Raw genomic sequence first — 19,189 nt, forward strand, 5'->3', positions numbered from 1 at the left:
CTCTTACATACTATCGTGCGTTCGCCATATACGTTCACCAGTAGTTTCAGATATACCAAACCCACATAATAAACATGCTATGTCATATCCATGTTGACACGGTTCATGAAGAAGCTTTGCATCAGTAAAAGGACATCCGAAATAACCACCTTTATCCAGACGACCAATTAAAAAATTATTGTCTACGTCAACTCTATCAATTCTGCCTTCACCAAAAATATGAGTTCCGTCAGTTTCCATACTATTTGATGATATGAAATCAACATAAACTCTATCACCACGCTTAAATTTTGGATTTGAAATAGGTTTGTCGTCCTTTCTATGATCAAATCCTTCAATTAAGTTATGATCTTTTCCAGTTTGTAAATTTGTTATCTTTATTGAATACCGGCGGTCAGGTAATATTTCTTCGCTTTTAAAAATTCGATGGCCCACTGCTATTTCTTTTGGATTTGCATGACGCTCCACAAGACAATAAGAAACTGATTTTCCACACTTCATGATGAAGCCATTGCCAATATGTGAATAGTGATTAATTTGATAAATATCATTATCTGAATTATTTAATACTACAAAATCCCCTGATTTGTACTTACTCATCACTGGCTCCTTTCTTGTATCCACGTACAGCTAATGCCCACAACTCATTAGTTCGTCTTTTAAGCTCATTTTCAGCAAACTTGCAGCTACCTTTACGACCACCACAATAACCACCACAAGATCCACATTTTCTTTTTTTAAAGTTTTACTCATGTCATTCTCCAATATTTCAAGTGTGTTTTAAGGACACGGCTTTTAGGTTCCATATCTGGTGGAGCACAACAAATAAATTCGTAATCCAAATCTTCAATGATTTTTAATGTGCCAATGAGCCCTTGGTTGTACTCATCTTTTAAAGTGATAAAGTCACCTACTTTTGGCTCATCAAATTGTTTCTGTGCTTGAGTTTCTAGCATTGACCAAATATTTCTTTGTTGACGCTGGCGCTGCCTTAATCTTCTGATCATGCTGCGTCCCCAAAACCAATAGATTTACCGTTCCCAATAGTTTGATCGGCAATCCAAAGCTGGCGTAATTTTTCCTCAGCTACACCACTGTTTACCCATTCAGCAACACTTAAGAATTCTCTATATGCAGAAACACTTTTAAATTTTGAGGAAGTACTTAGATTTACCTCAATCAAATCTATCCCAAAACCGTCAGGAATTTTTTTATTTTGCTCTAATGCCCTTAGGATCTCTGCATTTAAGCCTTTCCAGCCTTTTCTACGTAACCCACCACCAATATCAACATAACAGTCTTCTTTTCCTTCTGAAAACTCGAAATAATTCATTTTCGGTGCAGTAAAAGGCTGGTTTACTAAAAGTTGCCCTTCATATTCATCTGTTCTATCAGACATCGTAATAGTGAGCTCAACATTCCATTGCTCACACTCTTCAACATGTTCAAGAACTTGGACAATTGCTAAATCTTGATAACCATAAGCTGCAATACAGAAGTGATAAGGTATTGTTAAGCGATTAGGGAAACGCTCAAGTAACTCTGCCTCTTCAATATTTTTCTTTTCAAGAAAGTCTCGAATATCTTTCGAAACAAAACTCATGCTGAACTCATATTCTTGAGCGGCTTCTCTACGCAATTCAGCCATTCTCTGTTTAGCTTGAACTTGCGCTGGTGTTAGCTTGTTTGGATTGTATTTTTTTGAGCGTTTTCTGCTGGTTGAATTAGATTTCATATTCACATTCCCCCATTAACTTTTAACTTTTCAGCAACTAATTGATCAGCAACTTTTTTCACATACTTCCATGTGAAATATTGATCAATTTCAGACTTACCTTGATAAACCCTTTCAAGTTGAAATGCTGTAATTGCATAACCGATCTCAAATGCTAGTAATTGCCAATCTTCTTTAAATACCTGAGCAAACCTACCTAAACCCTCTTTTTGTGCCTGTATACGCAATTGACGCTCATCTGGACCACGTTTTATTTCAGACTTCGGCTTCGTTTTTACAAAACCTGATGAAATGGCCCAAGTAACACAAACTTCACAGCGGCAACCCATGCGTTTATAAGCTCGCTGATTTCCATGAGCCATAGATTCTGACTGCTTAGATTGAACTGGTTGAATTTTATTACCTGGATGTTTCAACCATTTTTTAACTGCTTTTTCTAAAGCTTTACGCTCTTTTGATTTAGTTGCAACGTTTGAGTAAGCAACTAATGCGTATTCAGATTTTTTCATATCAACAAATGCGTTCACTGTGCTTTACCTCCACCTATACGAGCATCATCCCAATCACATTCCACAATATCTAAGCCATCATGTTGAAATCTTGACCATAGTCGGTCCCCAAGATCTTCGCGGACCTCAGAAAGACTTAGGTTTGAAATCACTACAGTTGGCTTCAACTCGTCATAACGAGTGAGTAAAACTTTGTGGACACTCTCTAGAAGCTGCGGGCGTTTTTCAGCACGGTCATGTAAGCCGTATTCGTCAATAATTAATAAATCTTTACTCACATAACGTTTTAGCGCTTCTTCTTCACTATCACCACTACGGCGATAAGCCCCTACGATATCTTCTGCAAGATCAGCAGAAGTAACGTAAATAGCTTCACTGTTTTTGATGATGATATTTTTTAGAATTGATGAACCAAGATGGGTTTTACCCGTACCAGTGCGACCAACAAGGAGTAAATTTCTAAATTTTCCTTCATTGAAATCCATAGTGAATTTTTGACAAGTTTTACGAGCTTCGTCTTGCCCCTTGTGAGTTACAGCATAGTTTCCAAAGCCACTATTTACATGTCTCTTTGGAATTCCAGCACGAGCCATTTTCAAATTTAAAATGCGAGTGTTCTTTTCACTTTCGTATTGTTCATTTGATTGCTTCATATGCTCATTAACACAAGACTGGCAAACTATACGACCATGCACATTGATCATGAGTTCTTTGTGTTCACGACACATTTGATTAGTTTCAAAACTATTAAATTTCATTTTTTGAGGCATTGCGTTCATATCAACTCACCCTCCAATCTTGTGTTACCAGCTACCGGCTCATATTCTTTAGGTGCTCCCCATTGATCATTCACGTTGCGTGGTAATGAATGATGGTTCTGCTGTTGTCCGGTAGGACTTTCAGATTGGTCCCTATTGAACCAAGACGCTTTGAAAGCTCCCCAAGGATTTTGTCTTTTCAAACAGTATTCAATCGCTTGGGGTAAAGTGATTTCAGCTTTTTCGGCCTCGTTTAGCAGAGCTTCAAAGGCGTTTTCAGTGTTTTGAGCTTTCTTCGATTTTCGGATTTGCATGAACTCAGTAGCGTCCTTGTCAGGTACACCATGTTTTTTCAAAGCAGACTTAAAATTAAATTTTGTTTGAGTAGGCGCTTCAACTTCGCCAACGGCGGAGTTGTTATTATCTTCTGGATTCAGTGAATCAGGATTCAGATTAAAGGATTCAGGATTCAGGGCGTTTTGGTCTGAGATAAGAACAGTTCCAGAACTGTTATCTAACTGTTCTTGTGAATTTCCATTACTGTTAACTTGATCCGATTCGTTACCCTGAAAACTGTTTTCACTTGCTACAACTACATTATTTGATGCAAACGGGCCTGTTTTATTGTAAAAATGCTCACGATCAACTTTATTAACGTGAACCGGCTTTCCAACAGTGGTCTTGTTTTTCGGATTACGGTGATGAACAGTGTAAATACCATTACGGTCAGGTAGCTCACTGTCCTTCTCTAAACCATGGGGAGTTTGATGCTTAACAAAGTTAACGATCTGTATTACATCAGTACCATCAGCGTTATATAACTCGATAAAACCGTACTTAGAAATGTTATCTAACTGTTCTGCAACGTTTATATCATCTGCAGGAAATAAAGACATTTTGATTTTCTTAGGTCGATTTTCTAAACGGCCTTCACGGTCTGCTAGTATCCATAGCCCGATAAATAACAATCGAGCTTCAAAAGGTAATTCAATAATGTCTTCATTCATAAAAAATGAGGGCTTAATATTTCTAGATCTTGCCATTTCTTAAGCAGCCTCATATTGGTTTGTATTTGAAAAGGGATTATTCGCTCGAGCAATTGCAGCCATAGGCAAAGGCGAAACGCTATTACCACACATATGTACTTGGTCTTTTTTTGATAATGGTTTGCCGCAATAAATCGGATCGATTATGTAAGAATCTGGAAATCCTTGCGCTTTATACAGCTCTCTTGGCTTAAGCATGCGCAAACATATATCAACAATTACCCAAGGATCCCCTTTGATCCATACAGTGACTAATGCAAGTCGATCTTTGGTCGTTAATGTATCCATAGGTGCGGTAATGTTTCTTGCATCACCATTGCCGTAATAATTAATCAAGAAGGCCGCCACTCGTAAAGCGCCCTCGAAATCGTCTTTACTTAGTTTTGCAGTTACTAAACCATGGTGACCGCCTTTAACTTGTGCACAAATCGTTGATAGTGGTTGTTCTATTGACCAGTTGCGCTGCTGCGATGCATTGGCAAATTCAGTTAGAAACGGGGCTAAAATTGGACACACAAGTTGACTATGCCCACCATAGCTTGCAGTTGTGGTTGCAAGAGGCTCAGTAATGTTATGACCTATGCTTGTATTAAAATCACGGCAAATAAATGGAGTTGAAGAATTGATGAAATATGGATTTTCAGCATCAATCACAAATCGCTTCAAACCTTTCGCTAATCGTTTAAGTGTAGCTGGAACAAGCGGACCTTTCGGACGATTAAAAATTGAATTTCCCAAATCAGACCAATCAATAGAATCTGCCGTAGGAATCCATTTACTCTGTTTAGCCTTAGGTTGTTTTGCAAAATACTGTTCAGGCCAAACAATCGGGTTGCCATCACAACGGGCAATTAAAAATAATCGTGAACGAATTGTTCCCGCTCCAAAATCAGCAGCAACAATATTTGCACGCCACTCAACTATGTACCCAAGGCCCTTTAATGTCTTAATAAAGCGTTTCCAAGTTTGACCAATACGTTTTGGATCTGGAATCAAGAACTGTAAATTTCTTGGTACAACTTCACCAGGCTCAGCAACACGATTAACCAACTTTCCATTTACTTCAATTTTTTCAAGGGTAATAACACGGCCTGTAGCTTTGTCTCGTTTTGAAATTAATGGTCCCCAATTAAGCATCTGGCGAACATTTTCCATGCTAATAACATCTGGTTTTACTTTCCCTGCAAATCTTGGGATGACCCAAGCAAGATCTCTTATTTCTTTTTTCCGCGGTTGACCACCAGCTGCTTGTGAATGGTGGGTACAATCTGGGCTCGCATGAAACCAACCAACTTGATAGCCGTCACAAATATGGACTGGATCAACTGCAAATACATCCTGTACATAATGAATTGTATGAGGGTGATTTGCCTCATGCATTGCTATGGCCTTTGGATTGTGATTAACAGCCACATAGACTGGACGATTAAGCCCCATTTCCAACCCTGTACTCGCTCCGCCGCCACCAGCAAAGAAATCAACAATTATTTTTTCGGAAAAATTTAATCCATATTGAGTTTTAAATAATCGTGAACTATCAAAACATAACTTATTGTTCATGCTTTATTCCCCCACTTTTCCACAATGATCACAGTGATCAAAGTCATAGGGGTTATATTGCCAAACGATTTTTCCGCAACTTGGACAGTTAAATCGTGTTTGAGGATTTTTGACTTTTCTCTTGGCTCTTTTAAGGTGCTCAGGCATTTTTAAGCCCGCGCCCTGCGTCATGATTCGTGGGTTATATTGCTTAAAATCAAAAGTTCTACGTTTTGCTTTCTCAGCTAAAGAAAAAGGAATAGCAATATACTTTTCACCTAGTTGATTTACTTCGTCTTTGGAAAAATAAGATGCTTTTTCAAAATCAGTATCTATGTCTTTAGTACCTTTATTTAACCAATAGACATCATTTCCCGAATATTTCCCTTGAACGAAAACAACATAACCAAAAACACCATCAATAATTTGAGTGCTATTAGGTAAAGTTTGATGATCAACTTTCCATACAGCTAATTCATCAACATGATCAGCAGAAATAGGACGTTCGAACTCTCTAGCTTGATTGAAATGTCGTTGAGCTTCGTCAAATGTACAAATATATGCTTGATCAATATCAGTGTGATAGCCTGCAAATTGATGACGATGAAAACTTACATTAGGACCGACATTATCTCTAAAGCATGCGATGTAAAAACGATCTCTCATGCTTCACCTTCCTGAGCTGGTTTATACAAGCTCACTTGTTCAGCAAAGTTCCAAGCACGTAGGCAAAAGTTATTGAACTTAGAATTAAGTCGTTCTTTCGAATGTTCATATACAGATTTAGGTGTATTAATAGTGAATTCTTTAGTTTCTTGGTATGCCTTTCTGCTTTCTGCATTTCCCATTAAGACAGTGTTTAAACTTTGATGAAAATTCTCTTTTTCATTTGAAAGCACCTCATTAAGAGTTTCGACAAAATTCGTACCGAAATTAGAAATGAACCATTCATCATGACCACCAAAAATAAACTGTGGTATACCCTGCTCACCATCTACAGATACCGCAGAATATTGCCCATGACATAGTGAACAAACGACTAAAGCAGCAATTTTTAAATTTGGTGCTTCAAAACTGAATTTTTCTTGATATTTACTGATTTCATAAATCATTGACTTGCCACCACTTCAAAACGAGAATCTAAGAAAGCTTTGTTCACCGGACCTACATATCTAGTCCAACCAAAGTTGTCTTGCCAAAACCACCAGTTGTTCTGATCATCACGCTTCCATGGCGCTCCTTCAGAATCGGTATGATTAGTTCCTAACGGCCAAACCTTTTCGGTTTGAAGTACTACGTTTTGATGCGGGGCATCTTGTTTAATTAGGCAAGTTGAGCACTGTTCTTCATTAAAATCAGTACATTTGCCTAGGCAGGGATGATTTGTTAAATTACACACGTTTCCTTTACTCCAAGGTGAGGGAACAAGCCATAACCACTTCCTGTTGGCGCAGGGGGTGGTTTTTTATTTCCAGCTAAGTAAATCAAGCTGGACCGATTTATCACTTGCATTTGAATGCCGTGATTTTTCTGCCCTTAGAGGCACTAATTCGAAGGTATCTTCGGTATACCCGTTTTGTTTTGACCCAATAAAAACATTTCTGAGAAACTCGTATTCAGTTTCTGCTTCTGAGATTTTTCTTGTGCAAATGTTTTTAATTACTTCGAGAGAGCTTGTATCTGCTATCTCACCTTCTACTTCTGAAATCTTTTTCTTACACATAGAGCGGATGAGATTTGATAGCGAATTCTTGCCCTCTAACTTGGCAATCCAATTCATCTTTGCTTTTTCATCTAAAGTTAATTTTGCTGAAGCATTTGCTAAAAGTTTTTCAGCCATAGGTACCTCATTACTAAGGTTGAAAGTGAAGTCACTTAAGCCATTTTTGATGCAAGTTTTGCCTTTTCACGATTAACGAAAGCATCCAAGGCAACACCTTTGACATAACCAATATTCTTTTGGGTGTCATTCAAGATGCGAGAAACAGAACTTTGTTCAATACCTGTCTCTTCACTTACTTGTTGTTGTGTAAAACCACGGGTGTTAGTTAAAAACAGAATTTTTTCTTTAAGTGTCATGTTCAGCTCTTACGACTAGATCGATTAATGCAAATTATTATGCATATTTGCATTATCGTCAATGCATAAGTGAGTTATTTTACCCAAATTATGCGTTTGCGCATAAAATAGGTTCGCGGAGTGTTACTGGTGAAATCTATGAATTTCCTAAAATCGAATATTGAATATTTACTCAATAAAAATGATACAAACCCCAATGATCTTGAACAAAAGCATCCAGAGATTAAGCAATCGACTGTATTCCGCATTTTGAATGGAATTACTAAAGATCCTAGACGCTCGACATTAGAACCTATTGCTAAATGGGCAGGCGTAACTGTTAATGACTTATTTGATAAAGATTTATCTGTCTTAGAAAGAAATCAAAACCAACATAACCCAGGTCCTGATAACAATAAAATTTACGATACCGAAATTCATTTATATGAAGAAGGTGACCCCATCCCTGATGGTTATGTAGCTATTGATTTCTATAGTGAAATTAAAGTTAGTGCCGGAGGTGGATACTTGAATATAGAGCAGCAAAGCCCTCATAAATTTTTATTCCCAGTAAATGAAATAAGAAGATATGACGTAAAACCCGATTGTGCAAAAGTGATCGTTGTTGATGGGGAAAGCATGTTTCCTGATCTAATACCAGGACAACGTATTTCGATTGATACTTCTGCTAAAAGAATTTTTGATGGTGAAATTTATGCCTTTTTAAGAGGTGATGAGTTAAAAATCAAAATGTTATTTGAATGGAATGAGCAAGGTAGAGGTGGGTTTAAAGCTGTTTCTCGAAACACAGATAAAGTTAAATATCCTGATGAATATTATTCGCCAGCTCGTATAGAAGCTGAGAATGTTCAAATTATTGGACAATACTGGTGGAAATCTGAAGGTCGTAAAGTGAGACGCTAAGCTATGAATAATAATGAAAAAAACACAGCAGATCTAATAGGTAGACAAGCTTTTCTCACTACATTTGTCGAAGAAGTTGTAAGGTCATCACCAGATATAGCTGCGACCATTCTACTAAATATTAAAGAACTCACTAATGAGCATCATCCACTTGTAACTCAAGCATTTACAACGGATCATTTCGAAAACCACAATATGGCTGGCAATGTTATAAAGAAAGCATTACATGGTTTTGATATGGAACTAGCGAGAATGCTTAAACTTACTGTGGAAAATTTAAAGATTTAATCTATTAAATTAGTAAATTAACTTTTTAAATTAATAACTTACCCTATTTTTAATAAGCCTGCTTTAATAGCGGGCTTTTTTATATCTAAAAATTAACCAAAAAAAATAATGCACAATTGCATAATGCAGTATTGCATTAAGTTATGCACTTATGCATAATAATTTCACCAACACATCTCTCGGTGAATTAAAAAATGAGTCAATTACGCTCTACAGAATGCGAAGAATTTATCAATGACATCGATGGTGGTGCCTTTGCTAAACAGCTCGGTTATGCAGTTAGTAAAGTTGCAAGTGCTGCTGTTGATACTCAAAAAGTCGGCGAAATCACAATTAAATTAAAGTTCACAAAAGGCGTTGGACACAACAACGTAACGGTTGAACACAAGCTTATTTCTAATGCCCCTCTTCCTAAAGGAAAGAGTGTTGAAGAACACGGCGATAAAACACCGATGTACGTGAATACACGTGGTGATGTTTCACTTTTTTCAAAACACACTGAGCAGCTTTTTGAAGAAAAAGCTTAATTCTCCCCCCTTTTCATCTCAACTTAAGGAAAGACAAAAATGTCTGAACTAAACAACCTTGCTCAAGCTATTGAATTAACAAAACCTGTTTTTCCTCTTACCCGTGGCGAACTAATTGCTGTTCATAAAAATTATGCTGTTATTGATGCTGAAATCTATTCAGAAGCACGTTTACGGCCACGTGGTGCATTAACTACTCCATCTTTTGAAGATTTCAAAACTTTTGTTGAAGAAGAGCAAAAAGGAAAAGCACTAGTATTTGTAAACCATAAAGTAATGAGCGCAACTGCTGTACTTAATTACTCTGCTACTGATGCTGAACAAGGTCATTGTGACTACACATCTACTTTGAATCTAGAGCCAACAGTTGTTTGGACTAAACTTATTGGACTCAAAGATAAAAAACTCTCTCAAAAATCTTTTGCAATCTTTTTAGAAGATTGGGCTTCCGTTTTATCCGTTACAGGTGAAGCTAAAAAGGATGAATTTGGCACACTCGTTTTAGATGAAAATGGGGAGGAAATTTGCGAAAAAATTACGATTAAAGAAGCTATTCAAGCTGTTCGTAATATGCAAGTTGATGCTACGACAAATAGCTCAGCAGAAGTAGAAAATACACGCCAAGTTCACTCAGCAATGGCAACTATTGCTGCCTCAACTAAAAAGGGAAAATTGCCAGCGTACTTTGCTATTAAAGATTCAGCTTATGTGGGGCTGGATGAGCGCGAAATTAAATTGCGCTTAGTGGTAAATGGACAAGACGGTGAAGCATCTTTTGCCCTTCAAATCGTTAAAGAAGAACTTTTACTTAATCAACTAGTTGAAGATTTCAAAGCAAAAGTGATTGATCTACTTCCTGAAAACCCTGTACGAATTGGGTCATTTAAATCTTAAGAAATAAAAAAAGCGCTGAAAACTTTTGACGGCTATCAGGGCTTTTTTAAACCAATACTACGCAAACGTCCAGAGGAAACCTCTCATGGATAACTACCAAAACAAAGTTACAGATAAACAAGGCTTCATTAGCGTTACAGAGGCATTGCGAGCTATGGCTTGTGGTCGTCTTGTTCAATGTTCAAGTAAAGACTTTCCGAATTGGAAGGACGTGGAAATCACAAACATTAATGCGAAAAACTTTATTGATGAAGAGCGCATTAATAAAAACGGTTTTAAGTACAGATATAAACCTTCGCTAATCTCTGTAAACGCTGAACTAACACAAATGAAAAAGCCTCAATGACTTTGGACGGCTATCGAGGCTTTTTCTACCAATACTGGACGTATTAAGGCAAATTATTATGAATCAAAAATATATAAGCAGTCAATCTTCACCATCTACTCCAATCTGTTTTGTTCCTGAACTTAGCGGCAACAAAACAAATAAACCAGCTACATCTAAACTTTATCAGCATCCATCTGCTGAGGATCTAAATTTTAAAAAAGATAGTAAATTGCCGTATGTTTTACTCTTCCTCGTAGTTAGTGCGATAGCTATTGCATTTATATATGCATGTGATGCAGAGGCTCAGGTACGTGAGCAAAAAACAAAACAATGGCAACAGCAATTTAACTCAGGTGAACCAGTAGAAGCTCAAGCTCGTGTAGTTAAATTAGGTGGTGCCCAATGAACACTAACTTCCTTCGTGGTTCTAGACGTTATAACAATAGCCCAAATGGTACGGCTAACAATAAATCTTTCCGCGAGTTTAAGGGAAAAGATGAAGAGCGTGGTTTATACAAAGTACGATTAGGCCATACGGTTTATGCAGCAAATCACACTTTATCTCGCGTTTATACAATTGATCAAGCTGGTGAATTAACTCCTGTCTCTCAATATACGTTAGATACACAAGAATGGATTCTACGTAATTTACAGACTGAAATTAAATATCGTAGAGGTCATGAATTAGATCAAATCCTTAGTAAAACGCACATTCCCTCTCCGGATCGTAAAGATTATAAAAAACGTCGCGGATTTCTTGGTACACGCTAACAGGTGCATGAACAATGAAAGCAATAATTTTAGATACGGAAACCAATAAATTAAATGGTTATCCAATCGAAATCGCTTATGCACCTATTGGCATAGAGAATGGTCAATTACTGGTTCATAAAGATAAGGTATTTAGCCGTTTCTATTCTTGTCCTGAACCGATTGATTTAGAAGCTATGGCTGTACACAACATCATTGAATCTGACATTGAAGGTCAACCAAGTTGTGAATCCTTCCGACTACCTGAAGGTGTTGAGTACATTGTGGGCCATAACATTGATTACGACATTAAAGCACTAAATAAATGTGGTCCAGCAGTAAAGGCAAAAGCTATTTGTACTTTAGCTTTAGCTAGGGATGTTTGGCCTGATTTACCTAGTCATAAATTGGCTGTTCTTTACTATTTCGTGATGAGTAATCGTGAAGAAGCACGTAAGCATTTGAGACATGCACATTCAGCTCGGGCGGATATTTATTTTACTGGGATTATTCTCGTTGCTCTAATTGAAAAGCTGGGTATTAAAGACCTCAACTCTCTTTTCCTAATGTCTGAAGCAGTACGTTTACCCAAAATTATGACTTGGGGTAAACACAAAGGAGCCCCTCTTAAAGAATTACCACGTCCGTATATCTCATGGCTACTGAATAAAGAAGACCTTGACCCGCATTTGCATAAAGCGCTTCAAAATATTTAAAGGTTCGAAGTTATGACACCTACTCTATTTACGCCTGAAACATGGGCGGAGTTTACCCAACAACTCAAAAATTCTTGGGAAAAAGATAACGCTGGTACTGATTCACCTATTTTCGTTGTACAAGCGAAAAATATTGTTTGGGGATTAGATCCAGCAAGTGATTCAGTTGAAATCACTAATATTATTGATGTTGATCAGGACTCAAAATTTAAAACTATTGATGATTTTTTTGAGTCTCTAAAAGCTGTAGATAAACATGCTTTAAATGGTTTAGCAATTGATGAAGAAGATGAGCTTTTCCTCGATGTCAAAGCATCAACACAAATTAATATTATATCGGATTGGAACGAACGCAACATCCATATCTGCCATGGTAAATATTTTTGGGAAGATGTTAATTGCCATCTAACTCGTTCAGCTGCTGATGCATTTATTAAACGCAAATCGCATGATTTCGGTGAATTGCGGGTATTTGTTAAGTCACTTTATTGGTGTGAGGAATTTAAGAATTTACTTAACGCAATTATTAGTGGTGAAGTAGGTTTGACAAGTATAGATGACGATAACATTTTAAACGTTTTGGGGCCAATTGATTCTAAAACTGATCCTGAAACTGAATCTACACCTGTAGGTAAGACACCCAAGAAATCAAAAAGTAAAGAGATCAAAGGGGAAAACTGGACGCGTTACCATAACGGTAAACCAGTAGACCCTTTATCTGAACTTATAGAAAAGCTAAATAAAACCACAACTGCAGAAGCTGCAAATAGTCTTATTGAAGAAACCAAAGATTGGACTACAGCAAGACAAAATTTATTTCTTAATGAGTTGCATAAACATTTAGTCATTATTGCTGGTCACTCAAAAGAAAATATTTCAATTGCAGAAAAGATTAAGCAAGCAAAGGACCTGACTACATTAGATGCCCTCGAAATTGATATTTCAGAAGCAGATGAAAGTATACAAGCGGCATTAATGGAACTGGTTGTAAAAAGAAGAAAAGAGATTGAAGTTGAAGGCAACTTCTTATTGGAGTCACCTCAATGATTCAGGTCTATAGCAGCAAAACCAGAACCTTTACGGTGATTGGTAAAAACAGAACTCAAGTGTTTTCAAATGTCTCACTTCATGTAACTGAAGCTTTGCTCCTCAAAGCGAAACTTAAAGATTCTATTTGGAGATTCTAACATGATGAAGTACATCCCTGACTCTATGTCATACCCATTCACTGTTTGGATGTCTGAAAGTGGTTTCTACCCTTCTTATAAAAAAGGATACATCGTTATGAAGCGTGGCAAAGAAGTAGCAAAGATTTCTCTAATAGAAACAAAAAAAGGCTTTGAAATGAATGAAGTCTGTCAAAAAAGATTTACTTCATTTTGCCGAGTTTGGATGAATAAGGATAAACGTTTTATTAACCAGCTTCGAATGCGTGGCATTTCTAATTCAATGAAATTCAGTTATCAAAAGGTGGCAGCATGACATTGAATGAAAGAGAGGCTTTTTTAGGATTTCTTAGAGCTAAAGGTGTAATTAAAGTTGGCTGGAATAGTTTAGGCGTTTTAACAAACCTAGTTCGTGAAGCTGGATGCACGCTAAGCTATAACGATATTGAATTAATGCATGAAGTTTGGATGGAAAAAGCCAAAGCTCAGGCGGTGCCAGAAGGTTATGTGCTGGTTACTATGGATCAAGCAAAAGATACAGCGCGCTTAGATTTCATGCTTCAAGAGCCGAGATTAGTCACAACTGATATTAATTACGATGAAAACTATGACAAAACTGGTGAAGGGTTTTGTGTAAATGCTGTTTATTGGATTAGTGGATGGGAACGTTTAACAGAGACAGTTCATCAAACAAAACGTGAAGCTATTGATGAAGTAATGGTAGAGGCAAGCGAATCGGGAGTTGAAGAATGATTGATTTAGCTGCACAAAGAGGTGCTTTGATTGCTGAAGTAGCAGTCTTTAAAAAAGAATGTATGGAACTTTGGTTCGTTCCAGAACTTGCAGCATCTTACTCAAATAGGGACTTCTTTTCTTTTTCTATAATTGAAGATGACCAAGTCTTTTTTATGATTGAACAAGCCCGCCAATTGTGGGCCTTCTGGAATAAAGCAAAAGTCCAAGCAGTACCTGAGGGTTCAGTCTTAGTTAAGGAATCTGAAATTGAAACGTTTTGGCAAGACGATGAAGAGCCTGAAAATTGTGTAAATAAGGAGCGTGATTTTAATTGTCTAGGTGATTGTTTAGATATTGAAGACATTACTTCAATTACAAAGCGCCAAGTTGCATATTTAGCTTCAAGTAAAGCCTATGGCACATGGGTAACAAAATTTGAAGCCGGCCAATTGAAAAAAGATTATTTCTTTGTTGGTAGCCAAGAAGAATGTGAAGAAATTGTCAAAACTAATAAGTCTCTCTATCCCTCTAGATCGGGAGCGCATCAATGATTGATATGAATAAAGAAAGAGAGCTTTATGAAGAAGCTTATTTAAGTGTTGGTGGTAAGCAGCACGAGCTTGAACTTGAAGACGGTGAATATGCAAATTCTAAGTCTCTGCTAGGTTGGGAATTGTGGCAGATAAAAGCCAAAGCTCAGGCCATGCCAACACAAAAATTCTTTAGCCATGATTTTAATGGTGACGGCTTTAAATATCATGACTCTTTAGAAGAAGCACAAAAAGAAACTGAATCAAGTCTCGATTGGTATAGAGATCGTGTAGCAGAAGGACATCATGTGGGTGATGACGCCGAATTCTTTGAACTTTGTTACGGCGTAGTTATCGCATCAGCTGGTTACATAGTTGATGACGTTGTAACGGAAAAACATCACCAAAATGATGAATTTACAAAATATGAAGTGGGTACTGAAATTTTAACTCTTCATTTAGACCCGTGTAAAAGCGAATCGGAAGCTTAAGTGTGAGTGGATTTGACTTTGAGCAGCTTTACTATTTAGCGATTCAAAATGCCCCTAAAAAGCGTAAATCAGATACGAATTGGGTTCACGTTAGTAGATTGGGACCAGGTTCAACAAAAGCTCGTCAGATATGCGAATATTTTGGAGTTGATCCTGAAGGTACTGTTTTTAGAAAAGTGGAAAATAAGGAGGTCTAAATTTAATGGCAATTTATATCTCGACACCAGAGATTTTACAAAGGTACAGAATTTCGAAAGGTACTTTAAAAAATATGCGGGAAAGGGGTTCCGACCCCTTTCCTGAACCAATTATTAGAGGTCACGGAAGAGCAACCAATTTATACGGTGTAAAAGCGGTTGCTTCTTGGGAAATTAGAAATGGATATTTAGAAGCACTTGAAATTGAGCCTTTAATATCAAACCTTTCATAATTATTGATTATGGCGCAGAGCTTATCAAACCATTTTGCATAAGCTTGCGCCTGAGGTTCCAAGTACTGGTTCAAATCATACGTACCCCAAATTTGAGGCAAAGCATGCCCAAGCATAATTTCACAAATATGCGGTGGAGCAAATTCAGAAATATGTGTACGCATTGTCCTTCTTAAATCATGAGTAGTCCAATGGTTCATATCAACATCAAAATATCTTTTGACATTTTCATTAATATAAATAGGAAGCGTTGTTTGAAAACCTTTCTGAGTAGGTTTATATTTTTGTGCCTTAATAATTGGAAAGGCCCATTCACAATCCGGTGGTGAAAGTTCAAATACCTGTCTAAGTAGAATTTCTACCTGAGGAATTAGTGGCCTAACAATAGCTTTCTTTGACCTTGCTCCTGTTTTATGCTGCTCAGGAGGAATTGTCCATGTATGATTCTGAAAGTCAAAATCACTCTTTTTAGCGGTTCTCAACTCCCCTACACGACAACCAAATATTAATAAAAAAAGAACCATAAATTTATTTTTTGGTGACATTCCAGTTGATAGAAAAGTTGCATGGATAACCCAAAAAATCTCTTGTTCTGTTAAATATCTAGTTCGTGAATTCTTTCTTACGTTTAGGTCAATTGCTCTGATATGTAATAAAGTTTGCTCTTGTAATTTTCCGTGAATACATCCCCAGCGCATAATTAGTTTCAAATTTCCAAGAACCTTTACAGCGACTGTTTTTGCATAACTAACAATAGATAGCAAAAGTTTTGACCATTCTTGTAAAGTAACTTCATCACAAATACGTTTACCTAATCTTGGAAATACGTGTATTTCAAATGCTCTTTTATCATCTTTACAAGCTGCTTTATGCGAAGCAGCTGTATCAAAGAACTCAATGCAAATTTCACGAACTGTAGGTTGTGCTAAATAAGCCGTCTCTTTTTTTAATTTAAGTTGTAAAGGATCTCTACCTTTATCCAATTCCTTTTTATTCTCAGCTACTTCAGCTCGTGCTTCTTTCAAACTCATCATTGGATAAGTTCCAATATCCATACGTTTTGAAGCATTATTAAATCTATACCGCATTTGAAACACAATTTTCCCTTTTGGGGATATGCGAACTGATAAACCTTCTCTGTCATTTACAACTTGCGTAGCATCTCTAACCTTTCCGTTATTAGATTTTAACCAGGTATCACTTAAAGCCATTTTCTCTTCAGATAAAGTCCAACTTACAAAATATCTTAAGCAACTTACCGTCCATGCCAGCTATAATATTTTGTACAAACTCTTGTACAAATTTTTGTTTGTTGCATGAATTGCTTTGTTGAGCTTTGAATTTCTTTGAAAGCTAAAAATCATTCCCAAATTATTATTTTTTAAGGGTTATATGACAAATTCATTTGAAAAATTGTGCTTTGAATGCCTTTGGAGTTTTTTGACGCATGTCTAAAATTGTAATGTTTGATATGGATGGTACCCTCTTAGATCTCGCTTTTGATGATTTCATTTGGAATGAATGTCTTCCTGAACGACATGCGAAAAGACATCAACTCCCCCTTGCCGAGAGCCAAAAAAAGCTATATCAATTTTATCAAACACATAGGCACACTCTTGTTTGGTATTCATCAACCTATTGGACTAAAACTGTAGGAGTTGATGTACTTAAATTACAACAAGAATTTCAATCTAAAATCCAAGCTCGTTCTGGCTGTACTGAGCTTCTGCAACAACTTAAAGAACAAGGATACACGTGTTGGCTGGTGACTAATGCTGACCGCGCTAGCTTACGTTTAAAGCTCGACAATATTGCAATTGAACATTTCTTTGATGTAATCATATCAAGTGAACAAGTTGGTTATGCCAAAGAAGATATTAATTTTTGGCAAGAGCTCCAACAATTACACTTCTTCAATCCAGATGACACGATTTTTATTGACGATACGGCTCCCGTATTAAAAACGGCAGAAAAATTTGGTATTAAACACTTGTTTACTATCTCACAGCCCTCAAGTCTAAAAGATATAAGACAGCATCAAGATTTAGACTATAAAGCACTAGATCAGCTTACAGATTTGCTGTCTATATTGAATCAAATTGATAGAAAGGATAATGATGTCAAAATTGCGTGAAAACGATGCTGTAGAGACCATGCGTGTCGACAAGTGGCTATGGGTTGCTCGTTTTTTTAAAACTCGTTCAATTGCTAAAGCGGCGATCGAAGGAGGTAAAGTACATCACAATAATGAGCGTGTAAAAGTTTCCAAAGAAATTCGAGTGGGAATGGAACTTATTATTCAGCAAGGTTTTGATAAAAAAACAGTTGTGATAAAAGCCCTTTCAAACACACGTGGTCCAGCTCCGGTCGCACAGCAACTTTATGAAGAAACCGAAGTGAGTATTGCTAGACGGGAGTTGATTGCATCCCAACGAAAATTGCATAATCTAGCTCGACCTGATCACAGACCGGTTAAAAAGGATCGTCGACAAATTATTCGGTTTAAACAGGAGAATGATCAAAATTGGTCATACGATGATAAATAAAAACGTCGAGTTGTGTCGCACACACACATACAACACATAGAAGCTATAGAAAAAATCTGTCACTATTAACCCAGTGAAACAAGTTGAGATTCAATGCATCCACTTGGGTTAAACGTGATGAACATAGAGTATTGAGGTTTTTGAGATGGATGAGAATAAAAGCAAAGCATTACAAGCCGCGCTAAGTCAAATTGAGAAACAATTTGGCAAAAATACGGTGATGCGTCTCGGTGACAACACTGTTCAAGCTGTTGAAGCTGTATCTACAGGCTCTTTGACTTTAGATATTGCATTGGGGATTGGCGGTTTACCAAAAGGCCGTATTGTCGAGATTTATGGTCCAGAATCTTCTGGTAAAACCACAATGACTCTACAAGCGATTGCACAATGTCAAAAAGCTGGCGGTACTTGTGCATTTATCGATGCAGAGCATGCATTAGATCCACAATATGCACGTAAACTTGGTGTGGACATTGACAACCTGCTTGTATCACAGCCTGATAACGGTGAACAAGCTCTCGAAATTGCAGATATGTTAGTTCGCTCTGGCGCAATTGATATGATTGTTGTCGATTCAGTTGCTGCACTTACCCCTAAAGCAGAAATTGAAGGCGAAATGGGTGACTCTCATATGGGCTTACAAGCTCGTCTAATGAGTCAGGCACTTCGTAAAATTACTGGTAATGCCAAACGCTCAAACTGTATGGTTATTTTCATTAACCAGATCCGTATGAAGATTGGGGTAATGTTTGGTAGCCCTGAGACCACGACTGGTGGTAACGCATTGAAGTTCTATGCTTCTGTACGTTTAGATATCCGCCGTATTGGTCAAGTAAAAGAAGGCGATGAAATCGTCGGCTCTGAAACTCGAGTTAAAGTTGTTAAAAACAAAATGGCTCCTCCTTTCAGAGAAGCTCTTTTCCAAATCCTATATGGTAAAGGCACAAACCAGTTAGGCGAACTTGTAGATTTAGCTGTACAGCAAGATATCGTACAAAAAGCAGGTGCTTGGTATTCATATCAAGGTAATAAAATTGGTCAAGGTAAGAACAATGTTATTCGCCACTTTGAAGAGAATCCTCAAATGGCTGGAGAAATTGAACGTAATATCCGTGAACAACTGTTAACAACAGGTACTAATGCTGCTCAAGTTGAAGATGAAGAAGAAGCTGATGTTTTATTAGAATCTTAATTATTCATGAGCTTTAAAACGCCCTTC

General features: G+C 37.1%; 31 protein-coding genes. 17 read left to right on the forward strand and 14 right to left on the reverse strand.

All coding sequences use genetic code 11. The features are described from left to right. Positions 1-3: 3 nt before the first annotated feature. The 13 genes from MSG66_RS18100 to MSG66_RS18160 all read right to left on the reverse strand — a co-directional run bounded on the left by MSG66_RS18100 (position 4) and on the right by MSG66_RS18160 (position 7,666). Complete coding sequence (locus MSG66_RS18100; protein WP_324654825.1) at positions 4-600, reverse strand: hypothetical protein; 597 nt, start codon at positions 598-600, stop codon at positions 4-6. A gap of 30 nt (positions 601-630) precedes the next feature. Next, on the reverse strand, positions 631-753 hold the full coding sequence (locus tag MSG66_RS18105; protein WP_324654826.1) for a hypothetical protein: 123 nt from the start codon (positions 751-753) through the stop codon (positions 631-633). Next, positions 750-1,007, reverse strand: coding sequence for a hypothetical protein (locus MSG66_RS18110; RefSeq protein WP_324654827.1), 258 nt, complete (start codon positions 1,005-1,007; stop codon positions 750-752). The genes MSG66_RS18105 and MSG66_RS18110 overlap by 4 nt, the downstream gene beginning before the upstream one ends. Then, positions 1,004-1,735, reverse strand: a complete 732-nt coding sequence (locus tag MSG66_RS18115) for a hypothetical protein (RefSeq protein ID WP_324654828.1) — start codon at positions 1,733-1,735, stop codon at positions 1,004-1,006. The genes MSG66_RS18110 and MSG66_RS18115 overlap by 4 nt, the downstream gene beginning before the upstream one ends. Positions 1,736-1,737: 2 nt before the next feature. Beyond that, positions 1,738-2,262 carry a hypothetical protein gene (locus MSG66_RS18120; protein ID WP_324654829.1) on the reverse strand — a complete coding sequence of 175 codons (525 nt, stop codon included), beginning with the start codon at positions 2,260-2,262 and terminating at the stop codon, positions 1,738-1,740. Next, a complete protein-coding gene (locus tag MSG66_RS18125) occupies positions 2,259-3,023 on the reverse strand; it encodes an ATP-binding protein (protein ID WP_324654830.1) in 765 nt (254 codons plus the stop codon). The genes MSG66_RS18120 and MSG66_RS18125 overlap by 4 nt, the downstream gene beginning before the upstream one ends. After that, positions 3,020-4,045: a hypothetical protein gene (locus MSG66_RS18130; protein WP_324654831.1), complete on the reverse strand. Its 1,026-nt coding sequence runs from the start codon at positions 4,043-4,045 to the stop codon at positions 3,020-3,022. Before MSG66_RS18130 ends, MSG66_RS18125 begins: the two co-directional genes overlap by 4 nt. 3 nt (positions 4,046-4,048) lie before the next feature. Further along, positions 4,049-5,608: a DNA cytosine methyltransferase gene (locus tag MSG66_RS18135; RefSeq protein ID WP_324654832.1), complete on the reverse strand. Its 1,560-nt coding sequence runs from the start codon at positions 5,606-5,608 to the stop codon at positions 4,049-4,051. 3 nt (positions 5,609-5,611) lie between these two features. Beyond that, positions 5,612-6,253, reverse strand: coding sequence for a hypothetical protein (locus MSG66_RS18140; RefSeq protein WP_324654833.1), 642 nt, complete (start codon positions 6,251-6,253; stop codon positions 5,612-5,614). Continuing rightward, the gene (locus MSG66_RS18145) at positions 6,250-6,699 is read right to left on the reverse strand and encodes a hypothetical protein (protein WP_324654834.1); all 450 of its coding nucleotides are present in this window, start codon (positions 6,697-6,699) and stop codon (positions 6,250-6,252) included. The genes MSG66_RS18140 and MSG66_RS18145 overlap by 4 nt, the downstream gene beginning before the upstream one ends. After that, positions 6,696-6,986 (reverse strand): hypothetical protein, encoded by a 291-nt coding sequence (locus tag MSG66_RS18150; protein WP_324654835.1) that lies wholly within the window; start codon positions 6,984-6,986, stop codon positions 6,696-6,698. Before MSG66_RS18150 ends, MSG66_RS18145 begins: the two co-directional genes overlap by 4 nt. Positions 6,987-7,052: 66 nt before the next feature. Continuing rightward, positions 7,053-7,427 carry a hypothetical protein gene (locus MSG66_RS18155; protein ID WP_324654836.1) on the reverse strand — a complete coding sequence of 125 codons (375 nt, stop codon included), beginning with the start codon at positions 7,425-7,427 and terminating at the stop codon, positions 7,053-7,055. A gap of 35 nt (positions 7,428-7,462) precedes the next feature. Then, positions 7,463-7,666, reverse strand: a complete 204-nt coding sequence (locus tag MSG66_RS18160; RefSeq protein ID WP_013197511.1) for a MarR family transcriptional regulator — start codon at positions 7,664-7,666, stop codon at positions 7,463-7,465. 138 nt (positions 7,667-7,804) lie between these two features. On the opposite strand from MSG66_RS18160, the gene MSG66_RS18165 reads away from it, so the two are divergent. The 14 genes from MSG66_RS18165 (at position 7,805) to MSG66_RS18230 (ending at position 15,191) form a co-directional block, all read left to right on the forward strand. Continuing rightward, a complete protein-coding gene (locus MSG66_RS18165) occupies positions 7,805-8,569 on the forward strand; it encodes a S24 family peptidase (RefSeq protein ID WP_324654837.1) in 765 nt (254 codons plus the stop codon). 3 nt (positions 8,570-8,572) lie between these two features. Then, positions 8,573-8,857 (forward strand): hypothetical protein, encoded by a 285-nt coding sequence (locus tag MSG66_RS18170; protein ID WP_013197509.1) that lies wholly within the window; start codon positions 8,573-8,575, stop codon positions 8,855-8,857. Between the two features lie 194 nt (positions 8,858-9,051). Beyond that, a complete protein-coding gene (locus MSG66_RS18175) occupies positions 9,052-9,384 on the forward strand; it encodes a hypothetical protein (RefSeq protein ID WP_324654838.1) in 333 nt (110 codons plus the stop codon). A 39-nt stretch (positions 9,385-9,423) separates the two neighbouring features. After that, positions 9,424-10,278: a DUF2303 family protein gene (locus tag MSG66_RS18180; RefSeq protein ID WP_324654839.1), complete on the forward strand. Its 855-nt coding sequence runs from the start codon at positions 9,424-9,426 to the stop codon at positions 10,276-10,278. Positions 10,279-10,363: 85 nt separating this feature from the next. Then, positions 10,364-10,624 (forward strand): hypothetical protein, encoded by a 261-nt coding sequence (locus MSG66_RS18185; RefSeq protein ID WP_324654840.1) that lies wholly within the window; start codon positions 10,364-10,366, stop codon positions 10,622-10,624. A 58-nt stretch (positions 10,625-10,682) separates the two neighbouring features. Next, positions 10,683-11,012 carry a hypothetical protein gene (locus MSG66_RS18190; protein ID WP_324654841.1) on the forward strand — a complete coding sequence of 110 codons (330 nt, stop codon included), beginning with the start codon at positions 10,683-10,685 and terminating at the stop codon, positions 11,010-11,012. Beyond that, the gene (locus MSG66_RS18195) at positions 11,009-11,377 is read left to right on the forward strand and encodes a hypothetical protein (RefSeq protein WP_324654842.1); all 369 of its coding nucleotides are present in this window, start codon (positions 11,009-11,011) and stop codon (positions 11,375-11,377) included. The genes MSG66_RS18190 and MSG66_RS18195 overlap by 4 nt, the downstream gene beginning before the upstream one ends. A 14-nt stretch (positions 11,378-11,391) precedes the next feature. After that, positions 11,392-12,072, forward strand: coding sequence for a 3'-5' exonuclease (locus tag MSG66_RS18200; protein WP_324654844.1), 681 nt, complete (start codon positions 11,392-11,394; stop codon positions 12,070-12,072). Between the two features lie 12 nt (positions 12,073-12,084). After that, a complete protein-coding gene (locus MSG66_RS18205) occupies positions 12,085-13,119 on the forward strand; it encodes an ead/Ea22-like family protein (RefSeq protein ID WP_324654845.1) in 1,035 nt (344 codons plus the stop codon). A 141-nt stretch (positions 13,120-13,260) separates the two neighbouring features. Further along, complete coding sequence (locus MSG66_RS18210; RefSeq protein ID WP_000978815.1) at positions 13,261-13,554, forward strand: hypothetical protein; 294 nt, start codon at positions 13,261-13,263, stop codon at positions 13,552-13,554. Next, positions 13,551-13,991, forward strand: a complete 441-nt coding sequence (locus MSG66_RS18215) for a hypothetical protein (protein ID WP_324654846.1) — start codon at positions 13,551-13,553, stop codon at positions 13,989-13,991. The genes MSG66_RS18210 and MSG66_RS18215 overlap by 4 nt, the downstream gene beginning before the upstream one ends. After that, entirely contained in the window at positions 13,988-14,524 is a 537-nt protein-coding gene (locus MSG66_RS18220) for a hypothetical protein (RefSeq protein ID WP_324654847.1), read from the forward strand. Before MSG66_RS18215 ends, MSG66_RS18220 begins: the two co-directional genes overlap by 4 nt. Then, the gene (locus MSG66_RS18225; protein ID WP_324654848.1) at positions 14,521-14,994 is read left to right on the forward strand and encodes a hypothetical protein; all 474 of its coding nucleotides are present in this window, start codon (positions 14,521-14,523) and stop codon (positions 14,992-14,994) included. The genes MSG66_RS18220 and MSG66_RS18225 overlap by 4 nt, the downstream gene beginning before the upstream one ends. A gap of 2 nt (positions 14,995-14,996) precedes the next feature. Beyond that, complete coding sequence (locus tag MSG66_RS18230) at positions 14,997-15,191, forward strand: hypothetical protein (protein WP_264413305.1); 195 nt, start codon at positions 14,997-14,999, stop codon at positions 15,189-15,191. A 121-nt stretch (positions 15,192-15,312) separates the two neighbouring features. Here MSG66_RS18230 and MSG66_RS18235 read toward each other — a convergent pair whose 3' ends face one another. Further along, entirely contained in the window at positions 15,313-16,635 is a 1,323-nt protein-coding gene (locus MSG66_RS18235; protein WP_324654849.1) for a site-specific integrase, read from the reverse strand. A 236-nt stretch (positions 16,636-16,871) separates the two neighbouring features. On the opposite strand from MSG66_RS18235, the gene MSG66_RS18240 reads away from it, so the two are divergent. The 3 genes from MSG66_RS18240 to recA all read left to right on the forward strand — a co-directional run bounded on the left by MSG66_RS18240 (position 16,872) and on the right by recA (position 19,162). Next, entirely contained in the window at positions 16,872-17,558 is a 687-nt protein-coding gene (locus tag MSG66_RS18240) for an HAD-IA family hydrolase (protein ID WP_133973060.1), read from the forward strand. Next, a complete protein-coding gene (locus MSG66_RS18245; RefSeq protein WP_075431440.1) occupies positions 17,542-17,970 on the forward strand; it encodes an RNA-binding S4 domain-containing protein in 429 nt (142 codons plus the stop codon). Before MSG66_RS18240 ends, MSG66_RS18245 begins: the two co-directional genes overlap by 17 nt. Positions 17,971-18,115: 145 nt before the next feature. Then, entirely contained in the window at positions 18,116-19,162 is a 1,047-nt protein-coding gene (gene recA / locus MSG66_RS18250; RefSeq protein ID WP_133973058.1) for a recombinase RecA, read from the forward strand. Positions 19,163-19,189: the final 27 nt, after the last annotated feature.

This window comes from Acinetobacter sp. IK31, from assembly GCF_035615195.1.
GTDB lineage: Bacteria > Pseudomonadota > Gammaproteobacteria > Pseudomonadales > Moraxellaceae > Acinetobacter > Acinetobacter calcoaceticus_C.

Excerpts from the sequence above, each read along its gene's own strand:
- MSG66_RS18220 (WP_324654847.1), top strand. The coding sequence starts at position 13,988 with ATGATTGATTTAGCTGCACAAAGAGGTGCTTTGATTGCTGAAGTAGCA.
- MSG66_RS18145 (WP_324654834.1), bottom strand. The coding sequence starts at position 6,699 with ATGATTTATGAAATCAGTAAATATCAAGAAAAATTCAGTTTTGAAGCA.
- recA (WP_133973058.1), top strand. The coding sequence starts at position 18,116 with ATGGATGAGAATAAAAGCAAAGCATTACAAGCCGCGCTAAGTCAAATT.
- MSG66_RS18100 (WP_324654825.1), bottom strand. The coding sequence starts at position 600 with ATGAGTAAGTACAAATCAGGGGATTTTGTAGTATTAAATAATTCAGAT.
- MSG66_RS18160 (WP_013197511.1), bottom strand. The coding sequence starts at position 7,666 with ATGACACTTAAAGAAAAAATTCTGTTTTTAACTAACACCCGTGGTTTT.
- MSG66_RS18170 (WP_013197509.1), top strand. The coding sequence starts at position 8,573 with ATGAATAATAATGAAAAAAACACAGCAGATCTAATAGGTAGACAAGCT.
- MSG66_RS18215 (WP_324654846.1), top strand. The coding sequence starts at position 13,551 with ATGACATTGAATGAAAGAGAGGCTTTTTTAGGATTTCTTAGAGCTAAA.
- MSG66_RS18135 (WP_324654832.1), bottom strand. The coding sequence starts at position 5,608 with ATGAACAATAAGTTATGTTTTGATAGTTCACGATTATTTAAAACTCAA.
- MSG66_RS18185 (WP_324654840.1), top strand. The coding sequence starts at position 10,364 with ATGGATAACTACCAAAACAAAGTTACAGATAAACAAGGCTTCATTAGC.
- MSG66_RS18245 (WP_075431440.1), top strand. The coding sequence starts at position 17,542 with ATGTCAAAATTGCGTGAAAACGATGCTGTAGAGACCATGCGTGTCGAC.
- MSG66_RS18195 (WP_324654842.1), top strand. The coding sequence starts at position 11,009 with ATGAACACTAACTTCCTTCGTGGTTCTAGACGTTATAACAATAGCCCA.
- MSG66_RS18190 (WP_324654841.1), top strand. The coding sequence starts at position 10,683 with ATGAATCAAAAATATATAAGCAGTCAATCTTCACCATCTACTCCAATC.
- MSG66_RS18105 (WP_324654826.1), bottom strand. The coding sequence starts at position 753 with ATGAGTAAAACTTTAAAAAAAGAAAATGTGGATCTTGTGGTGGTTATT.
- MSG66_RS18180 (WP_324654839.1), top strand. The coding sequence starts at position 9,424 with ATGTCTGAACTAAACAACCTTGCTCAAGCTATTGAATTAACAAAACCT.
- MSG66_RS18125 (WP_324654830.1), bottom strand. The coding sequence starts at position 3,023 with ATGAACGCAATGCCTCAAAAAATGAAATTTAATAGTTTTGAAACTAAT.
- MSG66_RS18130 (WP_324654831.1), bottom strand. The coding sequence starts at position 4,045 with ATGGCAAGATCTAGAAATATTAAGCCCTCATTTTTTATGAATGAAGAC.
- MSG66_RS18140 (WP_324654833.1), bottom strand. The coding sequence starts at position 6,253 with ATGAGAGATCGTTTTTACATCGCATGCTTTAGAGATAATGTCGGTCCT.
- MSG66_RS18115 (WP_324654828.1), bottom strand. The coding sequence starts at position 1,735 with ATGAAATCTAATTCAACCAGCAGAAAACGCTCAAAAAAATACAATCCA.
- MSG66_RS18235 (WP_324654849.1), bottom strand. The coding sequence starts at position 16,635 with ATGGCTTTAAGTGATACCTGGTTAAAATCTAATAACGGAAAGGTTAGA.
- MSG66_RS18110 (WP_324654827.1), bottom strand. The coding sequence starts at position 1,007 with ATGATCAGAAGATTAAGGCAGCGCCAGCGTCAACAAAGAAATATTTGG.
- MSG66_RS18240 (WP_133973060.1), top strand. The coding sequence starts at position 16,872 with ATGTCTAAAATTGTAATGTTTGATATGGATGGTACCCTCTTAGATCTC.
- MSG66_RS18200 (WP_324654844.1), top strand. The coding sequence starts at position 11,392 with ATGAAAGCAATAATTTTAGATACGGAAACCAATAAATTAAATGGTTAT.
- MSG66_RS18205 (WP_324654845.1), top strand. The coding sequence starts at position 12,085 with ATGACACCTACTCTATTTACGCCTGAAACATGGGCGGAGTTTACCCAA.
- MSG66_RS18225 (WP_324654848.1), top strand. The coding sequence starts at position 14,521 with ATGATTGATATGAATAAAGAAAGAGAGCTTTATGAAGAAGCTTATTTA.
- MSG66_RS18165 (WP_324654837.1), top strand. The coding sequence starts at position 7,805 with ATGAATTTCCTAAAATCGAATATTGAATATTTACTCAATAAAAATGAT.
- MSG66_RS18175 (WP_324654838.1), top strand. The coding sequence starts at position 9,052 with ATGAGTCAATTACGCTCTACAGAATGCGAAGAATTTATCAATGACATC.
- MSG66_RS18155 (WP_324654836.1), bottom strand. The coding sequence starts at position 7,427 with ATGGCTGAAAAACTTTTAGCAAATGCTTCAGCAAAATTAACTTTAGAT.
- MSG66_RS18210 (WP_000978815.1), top strand. The coding sequence starts at position 13,261 with ATGATGAAGTACATCCCTGACTCTATGTCATACCCATTCACTGTTTGG.